General features: G+C 68.7%; 20 protein-coding genes. 17 read left to right on the top strand and 3 right to left on the bottom strand.

The window, feature by feature from the left end:
- Positions 1-128 precede the first annotated feature (128 nt).
- The 4 genes from ahbB (at position 129) to ABDZ89_RS12645 (ending at position 2,921) form a co-directional block, all read left to right on the top strand.
- A complete protein-coding gene (gene ahbB, locus ABDZ89_RS12660) occupies positions 129-1,211 on the top strand; it encodes a siroheme decarboxylase subunit beta (RefSeq protein ID WP_343779643.1) in 1,083 nt (360 codons plus the stop codon).
- Between the two features lie 70 nt (positions 1,212-1,281).
- Positions 1,282-2,088, top strand: coding sequence for an aldo/keto reductase (locus ABDZ89_RS12655; protein WP_343779641.1), 807 nt, complete (start codon positions 1,282-1,284; stop codon positions 2,086-2,088).
- 73 nt (positions 2,089-2,161) lie between these two features.
- Positions 2,162-2,392 (top strand): hypothetical protein, encoded by a 231-nt coding sequence (locus ABDZ89_RS12650; RefSeq protein ID WP_343779639.1) that lies wholly within the window; start codon positions 2,162-2,164, stop codon positions 2,390-2,392.
- Between the two features lie 127 nt (positions 2,393-2,519).
- On the top strand, positions 2,520-2,921 hold the full coding sequence (locus ABDZ89_RS12645; RefSeq protein ID WP_343779637.1) for a DUF5790 family protein: 402 nt from the start codon (positions 2,520-2,522) through the stop codon (positions 2,919-2,921).
- A 15-nt stretch (positions 2,922-2,936) separates the two neighbouring features.
- Here ABDZ89_RS12645 and ABDZ89_RS12640 read toward each other — a convergent pair whose 3' ends face one another.
- Entirely contained in the window at positions 2,937-3,704 is a 768-nt protein-coding gene (locus ABDZ89_RS12640; protein ID WP_343779635.1) for a creatininase family protein, read from the bottom strand.
- 204 nt (positions 3,705-3,908) lie between these two features.
- Here ABDZ89_RS12640 and ABDZ89_RS12635 point away from each other — a divergent pair, with 204 nt between their 5' ends.
- Entirely contained in the window at positions 3,909-4,232 is a 324-nt protein-coding gene (locus tag ABDZ89_RS12635) for a DUF5789 family protein (RefSeq protein ID WP_343779633.1), read from the top strand.
- Positions 4,233-4,253: 21 nt separating this feature from the next.
- On the opposite strand, the gene ABDZ89_RS12630 is transcribed toward ABDZ89_RS12635, so the two are convergent.
- Together ABDZ89_RS12630 and ABDZ89_RS12625 are read right to left on the bottom strand one after the other, a co-directional pair.
- The gene (locus tag ABDZ89_RS12630; protein ID WP_343779631.1) at positions 4,254-6,203 is read right to left on the bottom strand and encodes an ABC transporter ATP-binding protein; all 1,950 of its coding nucleotides are present in this window, start codon (positions 6,201-6,203) and stop codon (positions 4,254-4,256) included.
- A 254-nt stretch (positions 6,204-6,457) separates the two neighbouring features.
- The gene (locus ABDZ89_RS12625; protein WP_343779629.1) at positions 6,458-6,736 is read right to left on the bottom strand and encodes a DUF7538 family protein; all 279 of its coding nucleotides are present in this window, start codon (positions 6,734-6,736) and stop codon (positions 6,458-6,460) included.
- Positions 6,737-6,847: 111 nt separating this feature from the next.
- Here ABDZ89_RS12625 and rnz point away from each other — a divergent pair, with 111 nt between their 5' ends.
- The 12 genes from rnz (at position 6,848) to ABDZ89_RS12565 (ending at position 20,196) form a co-directional block, all read left to right on the top strand.
- Positions 6,848-7,777 (top strand): ribonuclease Z, encoded by a 930-nt coding sequence (gene rnz / locus ABDZ89_RS12620; protein WP_343779627.1) that lies wholly within the window; start codon positions 6,848-6,850, stop codon positions 7,775-7,777.
- 620 nt (positions 7,778-8,397) lie between these two features.
- Positions 8,398-9,324, top strand: coding sequence for a replication factor A (locus ABDZ89_RS12615; protein WP_343779626.1), 927 nt, complete (start codon positions 8,398-8,400; stop codon positions 9,322-9,324).
- A complete protein-coding gene (locus ABDZ89_RS12610) occupies positions 9,325-9,960 on the top strand; it encodes an RPA family protein (RefSeq protein ID WP_343779624.1) in 636 nt (211 codons plus the stop codon). It abuts the gene before it with no gap.
- 93 nt (positions 9,961-10,053) lie between these two features.
- Positions 10,054-10,458: a DUF8146 domain-containing protein gene (locus ABDZ89_RS12605; RefSeq protein ID WP_343779621.1), complete on the top strand. Its 405-nt coding sequence runs from the start codon at positions 10,054-10,056 to the stop codon at positions 10,456-10,458.
- Positions 10,459-10,770: 312 nt separating this feature from the next.
- Entirely contained in the window at positions 10,771-11,874 is a 1,104-nt protein-coding gene (pdhA, locus tag ABDZ89_RS12600) for a pyruvate dehydrogenase (acetyl-transferring) E1 component subunit alpha (protein WP_343779619.1), read from the top strand.
- Positions 11,875-12,861, top strand: a complete 987-nt coding sequence (locus ABDZ89_RS12595) for an alpha-ketoacid dehydrogenase subunit beta (RefSeq protein WP_343779617.1) — start codon at positions 11,875-11,877, stop codon at positions 12,859-12,861.
- Between the two features lie 66 nt (positions 12,862-12,927).
- Positions 12,928-14,574, top strand: coding sequence for a 2-oxo acid dehydrogenase subunit E2 (locus tag ABDZ89_RS12590; protein WP_343779615.1), 1,647 nt, complete (start codon positions 12,928-12,930; stop codon positions 14,572-14,574).
- Positions 14,574-16,001 (top strand): dihydrolipoyl dehydrogenase, encoded by a 1,428-nt coding sequence (lpdA, locus tag ABDZ89_RS12585; RefSeq protein ID WP_343779613.1) that lies wholly within the window; start codon positions 14,574-14,576, stop codon positions 15,999-16,001. Before ABDZ89_RS12590 ends, lpdA begins: the two co-directional genes overlap by 1 nt.
- Before the next feature lie 304 nt (positions 16,002-16,305).
- Complete coding sequence (gene katG, locus ABDZ89_RS12580; protein ID WP_343779611.1) at positions 16,306-18,441, top strand: catalase/peroxidase HPI; 2,136 nt, start codon at positions 16,306-16,308, stop codon at positions 18,439-18,441.
- Between the two features lie 329 nt (positions 18,442-18,770).
- A complete protein-coding gene (locus tag ABDZ89_RS12575) occupies positions 18,771-19,100 on the top strand; it encodes a DUF5783 family protein (RefSeq protein ID WP_343779609.1) in 330 nt (109 codons plus the stop codon).
- Between the two features lie 60 nt (positions 19,101-19,160).
- Positions 19,161-19,541, top strand: coding sequence for a NifU family protein (locus tag ABDZ89_RS12570; RefSeq protein WP_343779607.1), 381 nt, complete (start codon positions 19,161-19,163; stop codon positions 19,539-19,541).
- Between the two features lie 235 nt (positions 19,542-19,776).
- Positions 19,777-20,196: a PPC domain-containing DNA-binding protein gene (locus tag ABDZ89_RS12565; protein WP_343779604.1), complete on the top strand. Its 420-nt coding sequence runs from the start codon at positions 19,777-19,779 to the stop codon at positions 20,194-20,196.
- Positions 20,197-20,223 lie beyond the last annotated feature (27 nt).

Here is a 20,223-nt window from a genome sequence, read left to right as displayed (position 1 = left end):
CGCTGACGAGCGCGATCCGCTCTTCCCCTGACGAGCGCGAACCGCTCTCCCGCTGACGCTCGCCCGCTCCGAGCCCCCGCCCCTCTCGCTCCGAAACCGGTACGTACGCGCGACCCCAAACGAACGTAATGAGCCTGGACGCCGACTGGCGGGCCGACATCGACGCCGTCGACGCGGCCCTCATCGACGAGTACCAGAGCGACTTCCCCGTCGAGCGACGCCCGTTCGAGCGGGTGGCCCGAGAGATCGCGGCCGAGACGGGTGTCGACCTCGACGCCGACGCGGTCCTCGACCGCGTTCGCGACCTCCGCGAGCGCGGCGTGTTCCGGCGGTTCGGTGCGGTGCTCAACCCGCCGGTCATCGGCTCTTCGACGCTCGCGGCGGTACGGGCGCCCGAGGACCGGTTCGACGAGGTCGCCGAGGTGATCAACGGCTACCGGCAGGTGAACCACAACTACCGGCGCGACCACGAGTGGAACCAGTGGTTCGTCGTCACCGCCGGCTCCCGGGAGACGCGCGACGAGATCCTCGCGGAGATCGAGGAACGCACCGGCTGCGAGGTGCTCGCGCTCCCGATGCTTACGGACTACTACATCGACTTGGAGTTCCCCGTCGTCAACGCCGACCGGTTCGCGAGGGAGTCGCTCGACGAGACCGACGTCTCGGCCACCCGCATCTCCGAGGACGCTCGCGGCGATCTGAGCCCCCTCGAAGCCGACCTCCTCTTGGCGATCCAGGACGGCTTCCCGTTGTCTGCGACCCCCTACGAGGACGTGGCGGACGAGATCGGCGCGAGCGACTCCGGCGTCGACCCGACTGTCGACGACGTCCTTGCGGCCGTCGACCGCCTGCTCGCGGACGGCTGTATCAAGCGCGTCGGCTGTATCGTCAACCACGTCGTCACCGGGTTCACGAACAACTGCATGGTGGTCTGGAACGTGCCCGACGACGAGCTCGACGAGCGCGGCGAGGCGGTCGGCAGCCTCCCGTACGTCACCCTCTGTTACCACCGGCCGCGCCGTCCCGACCAGGACTGGCCGTACAACATGTTCACCATGATCCACGGCCGCGAGGCGGAGGCTGTCGACGCGAAGATCGACGAGCTGGCGGCCGATCACCTCCCGTTCGAACACGAGCGGCTCTACTCGACGGAGACGCTGAAACAGACCGGCGCGCAGTACGACGACCTCGTCGCCGGCGACGCCGAGTGACCGCCGGGGTCCACCAAGCTCGCCCGCGCGAACGGGCGGATTTTTGCCCCGGCCGTCGGAACCCTTCGGCATGGCCGACGCATTCGACAGGCTCGGGTACGGGACGTACAAGCTGGCCGACGGCGAGGAGTGTGTCTCCGGCGTCACCCACGCGATCGAGACCGGCTACCGTCATATCGACACTGCGCAGGGGTACGACAACGAGGCGTCGGTGTCGGCGGGGATCGACGACACCGACGTCGACCGCGAGGAGCTCTTCGTCGCGACGAAGCTCTCGACGGACAACCTCTCGTACGACGACGCGACCGCGACCGCCCGGGTGAGTCGCGACCGTCTCGGCGTCGACTCGATCGACCTGCTGTACGTCCACTGGCCGATCAACAGCTACGACCCCGCGGAGACGCTGCCCGCGCTCGACGACCTCGTGGACGACGGCGTGATCGACCGGATCGGGCTCTCGAACTTCCGGCCGGACCAGCTCGACGAGGCGATCGACCGCCTCGACCACGACGTGTTCGCCCACCAGGTGGAGTGTCACCCGCTCTTACAACAGGAGACGCTCCGCGAGTACGCCGTCGACGACGGCCACTGGCTCGTCGCGTACTCGCCGATCGCGCGCAACCGCGTCGCCGACGTGGACGCGCTCCGGGAGATCGCCGCCGCGCACGACGCGACGCCCGCCCAGGTGAGCCTCGCGTGGCTGCTCTCGAAAGAGCGCGTCGCGCCGATCCCGAAGGCGGCCGACTTCGGGCACGTCGCGGACAACTGGGCCGCCCGCGAGATCGACCTGACGGCGGACCAGATCGCCCGAATCGACGCGCTCGACCGCGGCGAGCGGGTCGTCGACTTCGAGGAGGCCCCGTGGAACCGCGCCTGAGTTACGGAGCCGTCCATAGCGGTATCGACCCCTCATAGTCGGTTTTACCGTCACTGGAGTCGAACGCCCGCCCGTGCCGAGACCCGGTCACGACCTCGACGCCGACGCCCAACCCGACCCCGCCTCCGACGGTGACGCCGACACCGGCGCACCCGAGCCAGGCCGCGGCGACCGCCCGGCGCTCCTCGCGGCGACACCCGACGCGAACGCGGTGTTCGCTCGGCTCCGAACCATCGCCGTTCTCGTCGGCGCGCTCACGCTTTTCGTGCTGTTGGTCACCGCGGAGCTGCTCGTCCGACTCTGAGCTGCGTCCGCCCGAACCGAAACTGAACGCGATGCGCCCTCGATCGGACGACTGCCGCGCCCTCCCCGGCGGTTTCACTTCCGCTTTCGGGCGCGTTTTTAAAAGGTGCGGGCACGACGGTTCGGACATGGCCCAGTCCACGTTCGACGACGACGACCTGTTCGGCGAGGCCGCCGAGGAGACTCGCGCGGAGGTCGAAGAGCACCTCGCGGCGGCGCGCGAGCAACTCCCGGATCCGGACGCCGTGTGGGAGACGGACGCGGACAACGTCCTCGGCGCGCTCAACGGACTGAAGTCCGCGCTCGACGCCGGCGACGCGCTCGACAGCGTGCGCTCGGCGAAGAAGGCGTACGTCCTCGGCGAGCGCGCCGACGCCTTCGACGACGCCGAGGACCTCGAAGCGGAGATCGAGGAGCTCGAATCGCTCGTCGGCGACATCCAGAGCGCCGCCGACGACGTGGCCTCGCTCACCGGAACGGTCCCGGCGATCCGCGGCGCGCTTCAGGACGCGGCGGACGACGACGAGTAGCCCTCACAGCCCTTCTCACGCCGATTTCCGCTCGACGACGGCCGCCGCCAGCTCCGCGAGCGCCCCGCTCGCGCGGTCGAGCAGCTCCGTGCCGCGTGCGGCGTCGCCGTCGCGCGGGTCGCCGACGACGCCGTTGTCGGTGAACTCGTCGGAGTCGTGCGCGAGGTTCACGCCCGAGACCCACTCGCCCCACCGGTCGGCGGCGCCCGCGCTCGCCCCGTCGACGCGTTCCTCGCGGACCAACTCGGGGTTCGTCGCGCGCAACAGCGCCGTCTCCAGCGGCCCCGCGTGGCCCATGTCGCTCCCGTGGTCGCCGACCGCCTCGAACCACGTGAACGCGACGCCGTACCCGTCGTGGTCGGGGTCGCGCGAGAACCGCCGGGCGACCTCGGCGAGCGCCTCGACGTTTCCGCCGTGCCCGTTGACGAACACGACGCGGTCGACCCCGTGGGCGACCAGCGACTCGGCCGACTCCCGGACGTACGCCCGGAAGGTCTCCGGCGAGACCCACATCGTCCCGTCGAACGCGCGGTGTTCCTCGGCGACCCCGACCGGTATCGGCGGCGCGACCGCGACGGCGCCCGGGGAGTCGGCGGCGTCGGCCGACGCTGCGTCTCCGTTCTCGTACGCCTCGGCGCCGGCCTCGGCGACCGCGACGGCGTTCAGCGTGTCGGTACCCAGCGGCGCGTGCGGCCCGTGCTGTTCCGTGCTGCCGACCGGGAGGAACGCGACGTCGACGTCGGCGTCGCGCACGTCGGTCCAGGCGGCCTCGCTGAGGCGCATACCCACACCTCGGCGGCCGGCGTCGTATAGCCGGCGGTCGTCGCCGACCTCGCACCGATCCGGTTCGTCCGGGTCGGTCGCATCGGTCCGGGTCGGTCGAGCGCGTCCGCGTCGCTCGCGTCGCTCGGGCCGCGAGCGGCCGACGCCGGCCTTCGTCGGCTCCGCTCCCGGGGTATTATGCCGTTCCTCGTGGATCGCGGTCATATGAGCAGTGACAACGCGGACCACGATCTGGAGGGGGACGACCCGGCTTCCGCCGTGACGTTCGGCCCGCTGAAGCGGGCGCTCCGCGAACACCGCTATCCGGTGACGACGGCGGAACTCCGGGAACAGTACGGCGCCGCCGCCGTGGAGACGCCGACCGCGAGCGAGCGGTTCGGCGGCCTGCTCGAAGGGTGTGAAGCGACGCGGTTCCGGGAGCCGCGGGAGGTCCGTGACGCGGTCCTCTCGGTCCTCAGTACGCGCGACGGGTCGATACCGGACCCGTCGACGAAGGCCGCGGACGACTGGACCCGCCTCCGGCGGTGAGGCGGCCGTCGCGCGGCTCCGTCAGTCGTCGTCGCCGCTCTCGGCCTCTTCGGCGATCCGCGCCGTGCGCTCTTGCGCCCGGTCGATGAACTCCTGTGGTAGCTCGTCGATCTCGCCCGCCTGAACGCCCCAGAGGTGCGCGTACAGCCCGTCGTTACTGAGCAGTTCGTCGTGGGTGCCGCGCTCGGCGATCTCGCCGCCCTCCAACACGAGGATCGTGTCCGCGTCCTTGATAGTCGAGAGCCGGTGGGCGATCGCGAACGTCGTCCGGTCGGCGGTGAGTCGGTCGAGCGAGCGCTGGATCAGCATCTCCGTCTCCGTGTCCACGTCCGAGGTCGCCTCGTCTAGGATGAGGATGTCGGGGTCTTTGAGCACGGCCCGCGCGATGGTGACGCGCTGGCGCTGCCCGCCGGAGAGCTTCACGCCGCGTTCGCCCACCATCGTGTCGTAGCCGTCGGGCAGGTTCTCGATGAAGTCGTGGGCCTCGGCGGCCTCGGCCGCCTCGCGAACCTCCTCGTCGGTCGCGTCGAAGGTGCCGTACGTGATGTTCTCGCGGACGGTGCCGTAGAACAGGTACGACGACTGGCCGACGTAGCCGATCGACCGGCGAAGCGACTTGAGCGTCACGTCCCGGACGTTCTGGCCGTCGATCTCGATCGACCCTTCGTCGACGTCGTACATCCGGAGCAGCAGTTTGAGGACGGTGGACTTCCCGGCGCCGGTCGGTCCCACGAGGGCGAGCGTCTCGCCGCCCTCGACGGAGAAGTCGACGTCCTCGACGATCGTCTCCTCGCCGTAGCCGAAGGAGACGTCGTCGTAGACCACGTCGCCCTCGCCGACGGCCAGGTCCTCGGCGCCGGGGTCCTCTGCGAGCCGAGACGGCTCGTCCATCAGCCCGAAGATCCGCGCGGAGGAGGCGCGGGCGCGCTGGTACATGTTAATTATTTGTCCGAACTGCGCCATCGGCCAGATGAACCGCTGCGTGTAGAGGATGAACACGACGAACATCCCGACCGAGAGGTCACCCGTGAACGGCCCCGGCGGCGCGTCCTGGAACACCCAGAGCCCTCCCACGACGAACGTGAGCACGAAGCCGATACCGGCGAGCACGCGGAGCGCCGGGAAGAACTTGATCCGGGTGGTGATCGCGTCCCAGTTGGCGTCGAAGTAGTCCATCGAGACGTCGTCGACGCGGTCGGACTCGTACGGCTCCGTGTTCGACGACTTGATCACCTGGATGCCGCCGAGGTTGTTCTCCAACCGGGAGTTCATCTTCCCGACCGACGAGCGCACCTCGGCGTACTTCGGCTGGATGATCCTGATGAACAGGTAGGTGAAGCCCGCGATGATCGGGACGGGCAGCAGCGCGACTAAGGCGAGCTGCCAGTTGATCCAGAACAGGAGCACGCCGATACCGACCACCATCACCGACAGCCGGAACAGGGAGTTCATCCCGTCGTTTAAGAACCGTTCGAGCCGGTTCACGTCGTTCGAGAGGATGGACATCATCTCCCCGGTCTGCTTGTCGGAGAAGAACTCCATGTTGAGCCGCTGCATCTTGTCGTAGGTGTCCGTCCGGACGTCGTGTTGGATGTTCTGGGCGAACGCGTTGAACCCCCAGTTGCGGATCCAGTGGAACCCCGCCCCGATGCCGAACGCCCCGCCGATGACCGCGATTGTGAACCAGAACTGCTCCGTCTGTCCCGTCGGAAGCCACGCGTCCGGGAGGACCACGAGCGGGATCTGCTCGCTGAACAGCGCGTCCTCGTAGAACACGGCGTCGATGGCGATCCCGAGCATCAACGGCGGCAGGAGATCGAGCAGGCGCGCGAAGACGCTCGCGAAGACTCCCACCGTCACCTGCGGGACGTAGTCGCGGCCGTACTCAACGAACAGCCGCTTCATCGGATTGTCGATCTTGTCCCGCTGCTCCTCGAAGGGGTCGTCTTCTTCCCATTCGACGCCACTCATCACACGAACGTATCCGACAGGGCGGCAAATAGGTTTCCTTCGAACCGAAATACATCGGCAGAAAACGCCGGTAACACGCCCCCATTCGGGCGATCCCGCCCTCGACGGCCGCGGGCGAGAGACCGGTCGTGGCCGTTCGACCGGTCTCGATCGGCAGGCGCGGTGACTGCGGGCCCCCGCGGCGTCGAGACCGGCACTGTTCGCCGCCGACCCGCGGCGTCGGAACCCTCGTCGCCCGCCTTCGATTCGCGGCGTCAGAGGTCGCGCCGCTCGATCGCGGGGTCGATACCGGCGGCTTCGAGGTCCCCCCGGACGCGACGCCTGAGCGGATCGGGGACGCGCTCGCGCGGGATCGGCGCGGCCGTGCCGGCCTCGTCGTCCTCGGTCGGGACGGTCCAGTAGAGGGTGCGCTCCGTCTCGGCGTAGAACTCCACCGCGAACTGCTCGCGTGCCCCCTCGTAGTGGACGCGGGCCGCCGCGCCCTCGGCGCGCCAGCCCTCCTGTCGGACCAAGGCGGCGATCGGTTCTCGCATGGCCGCCTTCGGGCGGCCGGACGGATGTGGGTGTCGGCCGCGGCGTCGAACGCTCGTCTCCCGTCCGGCCGCATCGACACCGGTTTACAACCGCCGCTCCGACGAGTGGACATGTCTCTTCGCGTCACGTTCCTCGGGACGGGCGGCGCCGTTCCGACCGTCGAACGCGCGGCGAGCGCCGTCTTCGTCAACCGCGAGGGCGACCGCTTCCTCTTCGACTGCGGCGAGGGTACCCAGCGCGAGATGATGCGCAGCGGGACCGGCTTCGCCGTCGACCGCGTGTTCGTCTCGCACCTCCACGGCGACCACGTCCTCGGCCTCCCCGGACTCGTCCAGACGCTCGGGTTCAACGACCGCACCGACCCGCTCACGATCCACTGTCCGCCGGGGACCGGCGACCGTCTCCGGGATCTGGTCCGCGCCGCCGGACACGACCCCGCCTTCCCGGTCCGGATCGACCCCGTCGCGCCCGGCGAGGTCGCCCACGAGGCCGACGACTACGCCGTGCGCGCCTTCGAGACGGAACACCGGACCAAATCACAGGGCTACGTCCTGGCGGAGGACGATCGACCGGGGCGGTTCGACCGCCCGAAAGCCGAGGAGCTCGGCGTTCCCGTCGGGCCGAAATTCGGCCGCCTCCACGAGGGCGAGGCGGTCGAGGCGGAGGACGGGACGGTCGTCGAGCCCGAACGGGTGGTCGGCCCGCCGCGTCCCGGTCGCAAACTGGTGTACACCGCCGACACGCGCCCGAGAGAGCGGACCGTGGAGGCGGCCGAGAACGCGGACCTGCTGATCCACGACGCCACCTTCGCCGACGACATGGCCGACCGCGCCCGCGAGACGGCCCACTCGACCGGCCGCGAGGCGGGGTCGATCGCGGCGCGCGCGAACGCGAAACGGCTCGCCTTAGTCCACATCTCCTCGCGGTACGCGGCGGACGCACGCCCGATCCGGCGGGACGCCCGCGAGGAGTTCGACGGGGAGTGCCTGCTGCCCGACGACGGCGACCTGATCGACGTGCCGTTCCCCGACGCGGACTGAGGCGTTGACGGTTCGACCGGTCGGTTCTACTCGGATGGTTTTGTGACTGGCACGAACGCCGCCGGAGCCCCGACCGCTCGATACGAGGTAGCTGCCGCTGCGGACACGACTGCCGAAGCCCCACCCGACCGCAACCGCACCGCACCTCACGCCTCCCCGGCCTCGTCGACGGCTCCCTTCGGTCGCCGCCGACTCCAGCGAGGGACCGAAGGTCCCTCTGGCAGCCGGCGCGTAGCGCCGGCGACAGCGAGGCGCGACGCGCCTCTGGCAGTCGGGCGAAGCCCGACGACCTCGCGCGTGCTCCTTGCGGCCGCCTCCGGCGGCCACTCGCAGGCACGCGTCATCGGATCGGTCCGTTGCTCTCGTCGAGCCCTCGTCTCGTGCGGCTGCGACCCGTGTGATCGTTCCACTCGAAACGAAGCCCGCGTGTGGCTGACGAGCGTCTGACGCGGTCGACGCCGCTGCGTCGTCGGATCTCCGCGGATCGAGAGAACCCTGTTCTGACGCCCTCAGACGACGGTTTTGATCCACTTTCACCGCGGTCACCGTCGTTTTAATACGGTGAGGAACCAACCACCGTACGCCTCCCACCGAAACAAGACCGGAGGCGGAGACACCCCATGAGCGAACTGCGACAGGAAGCGGAAGCGATAGCGGAACAGTTCTCGGACCACGTAGACGTCGATCCCGACGACGTCGAGGAACGGCTGGCGACGCTCGTCGACGAGTACCGCGTGCCGCTCGACGAGGCCCGCCGGAGCGTCACCAACAGCTACCTCGAAGACGCCGGGATGGAGCGGGACGAACTCGGCCGCGGCGGCAGCGAGTCCGTCCTCGTCAACGAGATCGACGAGGACGAACAGTGGGTCGACCTGCGCGTGAAACTGGTCGACCTCTGGGAGCCCCGCAGCGACTCCATCTCACAGGTCGGACTCGTCGGCGACGAGTCGGGCACGATCAAGTTCGTCGCCTTCGAGACCTCCGACCTCCCCGACCTGACGGAGGGGCAGGCGTACGAACTGACGAACGTCGTCACCGACGAGTACGAGGGGAGCTACTCGGTGAAGCTGAACCGGACGACCGGCATCACCGAGGTCGACGAGGAGATCGAGGTCGGCGACAACGCCGACACCGTCGAAGGCGCCCTCGTCGACATCCAGTCCGGCTCCGGACTCATCAAGCGCTGCCCCGAGGACGACTGTACGCGCGTCCTCCAGAACGGCCGCTGCTCCGAGCACGGCCAGGTCGAGGGCGAGTTCGACCTGCGGATCAAAGGCGTCCTCGACGACGGCGAGACCGTCACCGAGGTCATCTTCGACCGCGAGGCCACCGAGAAGCTCACCGGTATGGGCTTAGAGGAGGCCAAGGACATGGCGATGGACGCGCTCGACACCACCGTCGTCGCCGAGGAGATGGGCGACGACGTGCTCGGGCGCTACTACCGCGTCACCGGCCCGACGTTCGGGCGGTACGTCCTGGTCGACGAGATGGAGGACCCCGGAACCGTCGACGTTGAGAGCGCGCTGATCGAAGCGAGGTCGATCTGAATGAGCCAGTCAGCACCCACCCGAGAGGTCGCCCGGCGCGTGTTCGCGAACGAGTTCAACGACGCCGGCTACACGTTCACCGAGTCCGACGACGAGCGCGCCCCCGTCTACGCGCTGTTACCGACCGGCGAGTCCTCGAACCGCGTGTTCTTCGTGGGCACGCTCACCGAGAAGGAAGACGTCGGCGAGGACAGCGAGTACTGGCGCGGCCGCATCGTCGACCCGACGGGCACGTTCTTCGTGTACGCCGGGCAGTACCAGCCGGAAGCCGCTTCCAAACTCCGGGACATGGAGCCCCCGGCCTACGTCGCAGTCGTGGGGAAACCCCGGACCTACGAGGCCGACGACGGCACGGTCCGGGTCTCCGTCCGCCCCGAGTCGATCACCGAGGTCGACGCCGCCACCCGCGATCGCTGGGTCGCGGAGACCGCCCATCGGACCGTCGAGCGCGTCGCCGCGTTCGACGACGAGGGCAACGAGTACGCGCGCATGGCGCGCGAGGAGTACGACCTCGACCCCGAGACGTACAAGGCCGCCGCGCTCTCGGCGTTGGAGGACCTCGACGAGAGCGGCGACGAACTCGCGGGCGACGACGCCGCCGACGGACCCGACCCGGCCGGCACGCCGGAACCCTGACGGCGCCGGCGCGTCCCGGCTCTCGCACGCGATCGCATTTCTTGCTACCGTCTGACAAACGCTTAAGTGATCTGCGGGACCAACGTTCCGCTGATGGGCAACAAGAACAAGACGATCTCGTTCCGCGTCAACGAGGACGCGTTCGAAGCCCTCCGCGACATCGCCGAGGAGCGAGACATCTCGCTGTCGGCGGTCTTCCGGGATTACGTGGACACGCTCGTTGCCCACGACGGTCAGGTCCGAGCCGTTCCGGAGGCCGAGTTGGACCGCATGGACGACGGCGGCGAGTCGTTCCCCCCGAAGATCGAGGTCCCGAAGAGCTTCGTCCGCGAACACGAGCGGCTGGAGCTCGAGGCCGAACACCTCCGCGAGCAGCTCGAAGAGCACAAGCGGTACGTCAACCACCTCCGCGAGCAGCTCGACGACGACGACGAAGAGGTGATCCAGCTGGAGGACTTGGACGGCGACGCCGACGAGCCGTCGTTCCGGCTCGGATAACGACGTTCCGACTCACTCACTCTCGCCGTACCCCCGCCCGTTCAGCCGCGCCGCCGCCCGTCGCCTGCGGTCCCCGCGGTCGAACCCTCGCGCGAAAACCTTCCTGTTCGTCCGTTACTAACCCGCGAAACGCACATGTCGGCGAAAATATTGCCGGACTGCTCGGAGTTTGTTCAGAAATGTCCGATTCTCTCCCCGTCTGATGGACGGTTTCTCAGCGCTAACCCACTATTTCTGATTATACTAAATTATTTACGAAAACAATATTACCCGGGCGGTGGACGGATCGGACATGCGAAGGTGGGTTCGTCCGTGACCGTGTTCGACAGGGCGTACGACGAGACGGTTCGCGTCCTCGACGAGGACGGCGAGGTCGTCGGTGATCTCCCCGACCTCGACGACGAGTCGCTCGTCGAGATGTACAGACACATGCGGTTGGCGCGTCACTTCGACGGCCGCGCGGTGAGCCTCCAACGACAGGGCCGGATGGGGACGTACCCCCCGCTCTCCGGGCAGGAGGGCGCTCAGATCGGCTCCGCGTACGCGCTCGACGAGGACGACTGGATGGTCCCGTCGTACCGCGAACACGGGGCCGCGCTGGTCCACGGGCTCCCGCTGAAACAGACGCTCCTCTACTGGATGGGCCACGAGGACGGCAACAACGCGCCGCCGGACGTGAACGTCTTCCCCGTCGCCGTCCCCATCGCGTCGCAGGTGCCCCACGCCACTGGCGCCGCGTGGGCCTCGAAGCTCCGCGGCCGAGACGACGCCTTCATCTGCTACTTCGGCGACGGCGCGACGAGCGAGGGCGACTTCCACGAGGGGCTCAACTTCGCGGGCGTCTTCGACACGCCGACCGTCTTCTTCTGTAACAACAACCAGTGGGCCATCTCCGTCCCGCGCGAGCGGCAGACCGCGAGCGCGACGCTGGCACAGAAGGCCGAGGCGTACGGCATCGACGGCGTCCAGATCGACGGGATGGACCCGCTCGCCGTCTACAGCGTCACGAAAGCGGCCTTGGAGAAGGCTCGCGACTCGGAGACCGACCGACCGCGACCGACCCTCATCGAGGCGGTCCAGTACCGTTTCGGCGCGCACACGACCGCCGACGACCCGACGGTCTACCGCGACGACGACGAGGTCGAGCGGTGGAAGCGAAAGGACCCGATCGACCGCCTGGAGTCGTACCTGCGGGACGAGGGCGTCCTCGACGACGAGCGGATCGCGGAGATCGAGTCGTCGGTCGAAACGCAGGTCGCGGACGCCATCGACGCGGCGGAGTCGATGGCCCGCCCCGACCCGCGGGCGCTGTTCGAACACGCCTACGCGGAGATTCCGGCCGAGTTGGAGCGACAGTACGACGAACTCGCCGCGCTGCGCGACGAACGGGGCGACGCGGCGTTCTTGGAGGATTGAATGACTGACACACAGAATCTCACGCTGGTACAGGCGGTGCGCGACGGACTACAGACCGAACTACACGAGGACGACGACGTCGTCGTGATGGGCCAAGACGTCGGCAAGAACGGCGGCGTCTTCCGGGCGACGGAGGGGCTGTTCGACGAGTTCGGCGGCGACCGCGTGATCGACACGCCGCTGGCCGAGTCGGGCATCGTCGGCACCGCGGTCGGCATGGCCGCGATGGGGATGCGACCGGTCCCGGAGATTCAGTTCTCCGGGTTCATGTACCCCGGATTCGACCAGATCGTCTCCCACATGGCGCGGTTCCGCGCCCGCAGTCGCGGGCGGTTCACCCTCCCGATGACGCTGCGTGCCCCCTACGGCGGGGGAATTCGCGCGCCCGAACACCACTCCGAGTCGAAGGAGGCGTTCTACGCCCACGAGGCGGGGCTGAAGGTGGTCATCCCCTCGACGCCGCACGACGCGAAGGGGCTGCTCGCGGCGTCGATCCGCGACCCCGACCCGGTGATCTTCCTCGAACCGAAGCTCATCTACCGGGCGTTCCGCGAGGCGGTGCCCGAAGAGCCGTACACCGTCCCGCTCGGCGAGGCGGTTACCCGCCGCGAGGGCGACGACGTCGCCGTGTTCACCTACGGCGCGATGACACGCCCCACGCTGGAGGCGGCCGAGACGCTCGCCGAGGAGGGGATCGACTGCGAGGTCGTCGACCTCCGAACGATATCGCCGCTCGACCGCGAGGCGGTCGTCGAGTCGTTCAAGAAGACCGGCCGCGCGGTGGTCGTCCACGAGGCGCCCAAGACGGGCGGGCTCGCGGGCGAAATCACGGCGATCCTCCAGGAGGAGGCGCTGTTGTACCAGGAGGCACCGATCGGGCGGGTCACCGGGTTCGACGTGCCGTACCCGCTGTACGCGCTGGAGGACTACTACCTCCCGTCCGCGGCGCGCATCGAGGACGGCATCCTGGAGGCGGTCGAATTTTAACATGGCCGTCGGAGATACACCCATGACCGCCGAGGACCGACGCGTGGCCCCAGAGGTGACCGACAGATGACGATCAAGGAGTTCAAACTGCCGGACGTGGGCGAGGGCGTCGCCGAGGGCGAACTGGTCTCCTGGCTGGTCGCTCCCGGCGACCGCGTCGAGGAGGACCAGCCCGTCGCCGAGGTCGAGACGGACAAGGCGCTCGTCGAGGTGCCGTCGAGCTACGACGGGACCGTCGAGGAGCTGTTCGTCGAGGAGGGACAGATGGTCCCCGTCGGCGACGTGATCATCTCGTTCCGCGTGGACGAGGACGGCGGCGAAGACGCCACCGCGGCCGACGACGGCGAGAGCGCCGCCGCCGCGAGCGAGACGGCCGCCGACGAGGGCGCTCCCGACACAGCCGACGCGGAGCCCGAAGCAGCCACCGAGGACGGCACGGAGCCGACGGACGCCGAGCCCGACACGCCGAGCGGTCGGACGTTCGCGCCGCCGTCGGCCCGCCGCCTCGCCCGCGAACTCGGGGTCGACGTCGCGGCCGTCGACGGGAGCGGCCCCGGCGGTCGCGTCAGCGAGGCGGACGTCCGGGCGCACGCGGAGGGCGGTTCGAGCGACGCCCCCGACCCGCGGCCCGCCCCGACGCCGACCGACACCGACGCGGGCGAGCGCAAGTCCGCGGTCAGCAAACGAGGGAGCGCCGACGCGACGGACGCGGGCGGATCCGAGGCCGCGTCCGCCGCGAGCGCGCCGGACCCCGCGGGCCGCGAGACGACGCTCGCGACGCCCGCGACGCGGAAGGTCGCCCGCGAGCGCGGTGTCGACCTCGACGACGTGCCGACCGACGAGACCCGCGACGGCGAGGCGTTCGTCACGGCCGACGCCGTCACCGCGTACGCGGACGCGCTGGAATCGCCGGCCGAGTCGACGCCCGAGCCGGAACCGACGGACGTCGACGCGGGCTCCGCCCCCGACGCGACCGGCGAGCCTGCCGCCGCCGAGACCGCCGGAGGCGACGAGACCGTCCCCTACCGGGGCGTGCGTCGCACCATCGGGAAGCAGATGGAGCGGTCGAAGTTCACGGCGCCCCACGTCACGCACCACGACACCGCCGAGGTCGACGCGCTCGTGGAGGCCCGCGAAGAGCTGAAGCCCAAGGCGGAGGCGGCGGGCGTGAAGCTCACGTACATGCCGTTCGTCATGAAGGCCATCGTCGCGGGGCTGAAAGAGTACCCCTACCTCAACAGCGAACTCCGCGAGGACGAGGAGGAGATCGTTCTCAAAGGCGAGTACAACCTCGGGATCGCCGTCGCGACCGACGCCGGACTGATGGTTCCCGTCGTCGAGGACGTCGACGAGAAGGGCCTCTTCGAACTGGCCGAGGAGGTCAGGGACCTCGCCTCCCGCGCCCGAGAGCGCAAGCTCAAACCCGCGGAGATGAAGGGCGGCACCTTCAGCATCACCAACTTCGGCGCCATCGGCGGCGAGTACGCCACGCCGATCATCAACTACCCGGAGACCGCGATCCTGGGGCTGGGCGCCATCGAGGAACGCCCCGTCGTGCGCGACGGCGACGACGGCAGCGAGGTCGTGCCCGCGCCGACGCTCCCGCTCTCTCTGTCGATCGACCACCGAGTCGTCGACGGTGCGGTCGCGGCCGAGTTCGCGAACACCGTCATGGAACACTTAGAACACCCGCTGCTACTACTCAACGAATAATGGTCGTCGGAGATGTCACCACGGGAACGGAGGTACTGGTCATCGGCGCCGGACCGGGCGGCTACGTCGCCGCCATCCGCGCCGCACAGGAGGGGCTCGACACGACGCTGGTCGAGAAGGACGCCTACGGCGGCGCCTGTCTCAACCGCGGCTGTATCCCCTCGAAGGCGCTGATCACGGGGAGCGGGCTCGCCCACGAGGCCGGCAACGCGGAGTTCATGGGGGTCCACGCGGACCCCGCCGTCGACATGGGGAAGATGATCGAGTGGAAGGACGGCGTCGTCGATCAACTCACGAGCGGCGTCGAGAAGCTCTGTAAGGCCAACGGCGTGAACCTCGTCGAGGGAACGGCGTCGTTCGCCAACGACCACACCGTCCGCGTCGCTCACGGCGGCGACGGGCAGGGGTCGGAGTCGATCGAGTTCGAACACGCGATCGTCTCGACCGGCTCGCGACCGATCCGGATTCCCGGGTTCGACTTCGCAGACGATCACGTCTGGAGCTCGGCGGACGCGCTCGACGCCGAGACCGTCCCCGACCGGCTCGCGGTCGTCGGCGGCGGCTACATCGGCATGGAGCTGGCGACCACCTACGCCAAGCTCGGCGCCGACGTGACGGTCGTCGAGATGCTCGACGACATCCTCGACCCGTACGAGGACGACGTGAAGCGGATCGTCCGCACGCGGGCGGAGGAGCTCGGCGTCGAGTTCCGGTTCGGCGAGGGCGCGAGCGGGTGGTCGGAGGGCGGCGACGGCGGCTACCTCCTCCACACCGAGACCGAAGGAGGTGAGGAGGCGTCGTACCCGGCCGACAAGATCCTCGTCGCGGTCGGCCGGCAGCCGGTCACCGACGGGCTCGACCTCGAGAATGCCGGGATCGAGACGGACGACCGCGGGTTCATCGAGACGGACGACCGCACGCGGACCGCGGTCGACGGCATCCACGCCGTCGGCGACGTCGCCGGCGACCCGATGCTCGCGCACGCGGCCTCCAACGAGGGGATCGTCGCCGCGGAGGTGATCGCGGGCGAACCGGCTGCGCTCGACCGGCAGGCGGTCCCCGCGGCGGTGTTCACCGATCCCGTGATCGGCACGGTCGGCATGACCGAAAGCGAGGCCGAAGAGGCCGGCTTCGAGCCCGCAGTCGGCGAGATGCCGTTCAACGCCTCCGGCCGAGCGATGACGACCGGTCACACGGACGGTTTCGTCCGGATCGTCGCCGACGAGGAGACCGGCTTCGTCCTCGGCGGACAGATCGTCGGGCCGGAGGCCTCGGAGCTGATCGCCGAGGTCGCGCTCGCGGTCGAGATGGGCGCGACCCTCGGGGACGTCGCCGCGACCGTCCACACTCACCCGACGCTCGCGGAGGCCGTGATGGAGGCCGCGGAGAACGCGCGCGGACAGGCGATACACACGCTGAACCGCTGAGGGCTCCCCGAACCGCTCGGGACTCTCGGTCACTGCGGGCGTTCCGATCGTTGGAGGCCCTCCATCCGGGGTGCCCGCTTCTCGAGGTATCGACACACGACCGCTCTCGAACCGTTCGTTCGAACCCTGCTTTCGACTACCGTCTGCCGAACTCTCTACTCCGGCCGGTGCCATCGCGGGCCGCGGGACCGGTTTCGTAGATCGGTAAATAGAACTTCATTATTTTGATAGATACTCCGTTATAATGATTATTCTCTTCCCGAATTAGACAATATTATCAGCGGAGAGGGCGGACGCCTTTTCGATGGCTAGCAACACCCGAGACTGGTGGCCGGACCAGTTGGAGTTGGAGATTCTCGATCAGAACGCCGCTAACGTCAGCCCCTACGACGATGAGTTCGACTACGCGGCGGAGTTTGCGGAGCTTGATCTCGACGAAGTGAAGGCGGACATCGAAGCGGTCCTGACGGACTCGAAGGAGTGGTGGCCGGCCGACTACGGCACCTACGGCCCGCTGTTCATCCGAATGACGTGGCACGCGGCCGGGACGTACCGCTCCACGGACGGCCGCGGCGGCGCGGCCGGCGGTCACCAGCGGCTTCCCCCGATCAGCAGTTGGCCCGACAACGTGAACCTCGACAAGGCCCGCCGGCTGCTGGAGCCGGTGAAGACGAAGTACGGGCGCAAGCTCTCGTGGGCCGACCTCATCGTGCTCACCGGGAACGTCGCGCTCGAGTCGATGGGCTTCGAGACCTTCGGCTTCGCGGGCGGTCGCGAGGACGACTTCAAGGGCGACGACGCCGTCGACTGGGGTCCCGAGAGCGAGTTCGAGACGACCTCCCCAGACCGCTTCGACGAGGAGGGCGATCTCAAGGACCCGCTCGGCAACACCGTGATGGGCCTCATTTACGTGAACCCCGAGGGGCCGAACGGCGAGCCGGACCTCGAAGGCTCCGCGAAGAACATCCGGCAGTCGTTCAGCCGCATGGCGATGGACGACAAGGAGACCGTCGCCCTCATCGCCGGCGGCCACACGTTCGGGAAGGTCCACGGCGCCGACTCCGGCGACAACCTCGGCCCCGAGCCCGAGGACGCTCCAATCGACCTCCAGGGCCTCGGCTGGGACAACGAGTTCGGCGAGGGGAAGGGTCCCGACGCGATCACCAGCGGCATCGAGGGACCGTGGAACGCCACGCCGACCGTCTGGGACACGAGCTACGTCGACAACCTGCTCGGCCACGAGTGGGTCCCCGAGAAGGGCCCCGGCGGCGCCTGGCAGTGGACCACGAAGAACGACGAACTCGACGACGCCGCTCCCGGCGTCGCCGACCCGGACGACGAAGAAGACGTGATGATGCTCACGACGGACGTCGCGTTGAAGCGCGACGAGGACTTCCGGGCGGTGTTAGAGGAGTTCAGCGAGGACCCCGACGAGTTCCAGGACGCCTTCGCGAGGGCGTGGTACAAGCTCCTCCACCGTGACATGGGCCCGCCGGAGCGCTTCCTCGGTCCCGAGGTCCCGGAGGAGACGATGATCTGGCAGGACCCCCTGCCGGAGGCCGACTACGAAGTCATCGGCGACGACGAGGTCGCCGAGCTCAAAGCCGAGCTCCTCGATTCGGAGCTGTCGGTCGACGAGCTCGTCAAGACCGCGTGGGCGGCGGCGTCCACCTACCGCGACAGCGACAAGCGCGGCGGCGCCAACGGCGCCCGCATCCGCCTCGAACCGCAGCGGAGCTGGGAGGCCAACGAGCCCGACCAGATGGAGACCGTCCTCTCGACGCTCGAAGCCGTTCAGGCGTCGTTCAACGAGTCGCGCGACGACGACGTGCGCGTCTCGCTCGCCGACCTCATCGTGCTGGGCGGCAGCGCCGCCGTCGAGCAGGCCGCGGCCGACGCGGGCCACGACGTCGAGGTCCCGTTCGAACCCGGCCGCGTCGACGCCACGCCCGAGCAGACGGACGCCGAGTCGTTCGAGGCGCTCGAACCCGACGCCGACGGCTTCCGGAACTACCTCGGCGACACGGACGAGGCCGTCGAGGACCTCATGGTCGACAAGGCTGACCTACTCGGGCTGACCGCCGCCGAGATGACGGTGCTGGCCGGCGGCCTGCGCGCGCTGGGCGCGACCTACGGCGACTCCGACCGCGGGGTCTTCACCGACGAGCCCGGCACGCTCTCCAACGACTTCTTCGCGAACCTGCTCGACATGCGGTACGAGTGGGACGCGGTCACCGACGACCAGGACGTCTACGAGATTCGCGACCGCGACACCGGTGAGGTCCGGTGGGAGGCGACGCGTGCCGACCTCGTCTTCGGCTCGAACGCGCGACTCCGCACCATCGCGGACGTGTACGCGAGCGACGACGCGAAGTTCGTCGAGGACTTCGTCGAGGCGTGGAGCGAGGTCATGACGCTCGACCGCTTCGACCTCGAGTAACGCGTCGCTCGCGGTTCCTCTCCGATTCGACGCCGTTCTCTCCGGTTCCGCCGTCCTCCCTTCCTCCCTCGCTCGCCGCTCGTCGAGCCTGCCGTTCGCATTCGCCAGTCCCCACTAACTCACGACCGCGGACGACGGGAGCGCTGCCCTTCTGGAGTCACCTCGGACTCCGCTGGCGCTGCCTGCGCAATTCTATATCGCGTTATACGATTTATTACTGGACTCACTATGGGCTCCCCGCTGTGACGGCACACCGCTCCGTTCCCGTCCGTGCCGGCGTTTCGCCGCCGATCGACCGGCTTTTTTCCCGCCGAGCCGTGGTTCGCGACATGGCAAACGAGTTCGACCCGGAGAAGTTCGAGGACAAGTACGCCAACTACTTTCAGGAGCTCCAGCGGGCGTACAAGAACGCGTTCAACCAGATGAACGACCGGTACGACTCGGAGCTGATCCACGGTATCGACCAGACCGTGCTCAACGAGTCGGAACCGTTCTACGAGGACGGTGCCTTCCGCGTCGAACTCCCGGAGAACCCGCGCGAGCGGATCCGCGGCGCCGTTCCGGTCGACGACGACACGTTCGAGGAGGCGCTCGACGAGTACGTCGAGCGGATCGAGTCCGAACTGTACCGGACGCTCGGCGTCGACCGCCCGGAGTAACGCTCCACCCGAATCCGCCCGAACCAAAGGCATAAGCACGCCGCCCGCCAACTCGCGAGCATGAGCACGGACACGACTGACGCGGACAACGACCTCCGCGAGCGGATCACGAACTTCCTGCGGCGCAACTTCCCGCAGATCCAGATGCACGGCGGAAGCGCCGCGATCAACCACCTTGACCGCGAGACGGGCGAGGTCACGATCCAGCTCGGCGGCGCGTGTTCCGGCTGCGGCATCTCTCCGATGACGATCCAGGCGATCAAGTCCCGGATGGTCAAGGAGATCCCCGAAATCGAGACGGTCCACGCCGACACCGGCATGGACTCGGGCGCCGACGGCGACCTCGGCGGTACGAGCAGCGGCGGCGGCATGTCCCCCTCCTTCCCCGGGGAGACCACCGACGACGGCGGCGACGACGAAGGCCCGCAGGCGCCGTTCTGAGGTAGCCGACGCCGCTCCGTTCTTCTATATTCTCGGTTCGACGAGCCACTGCCATCGAAATCGGCCGTTTTGCCGGAAGAATCGTCTCTATCGCCTGATTCTGTAGTCTGAGATGCGCCACCGTCCGCCCGTGCCGACGCGAAAATAAACCTCATGACGCTATATAGAATTCGGTACGACATCCCCGTCGCTCCGACTGAAGCCTTTTTCATCCCGGCAGTCGTGGGGAGACTCTATGTACCATCGCAAGGTCGAACCCACGGCGGAGTACGTCGCGCGGTTCGAGACGGGCGCCGACTGGCGCGAGGAGATCGAGTCGCTCGCCCGCGAGGAAGACGTCGAGGCCGGCTGGTTCACGGCGCTCGGCGCGGTCCAGGACGCGGACGTCTGGTTCTACGACCAGGAAGACACCGAGTACCGGTCGGTCACGTTCGACGAGCCGCTGGAGGTGGCCGCCTGCGTGGGTAACGTCTCGCTCCTCGAAGGCGAGACCTTCGCGCACACGCACGCCGTCCTCTCGCGGCCGAGCGGGCAGGCGCTCGCGGGCCACCTCGACTCGGCGACCGTGTGGGCCGGGGAGTGTCACCTCCGCGCGTTCGCCGAGCCGCTGGAGCGCTCGCACGACGAGGCCACCGACCTCGACCTGTGGCTGTGAGCCGACGAACGCGAGGCGACGAGTCCC

It is taken from the genome of Halorubrum ejinorense (genome assembly GCF_039522565.1).
Taxonomy (GTDB): Archaea; Halobacteriota; Halobacteria; order Halobacteriales; family Haloferacaceae; genus Halorubrum; species Halorubrum ejinorense.
The sequence above is the reverse complement of the archived record's forward strand: the minus strand, read 5'-3'. Positions and strand labels throughout refer to the sequence as shown.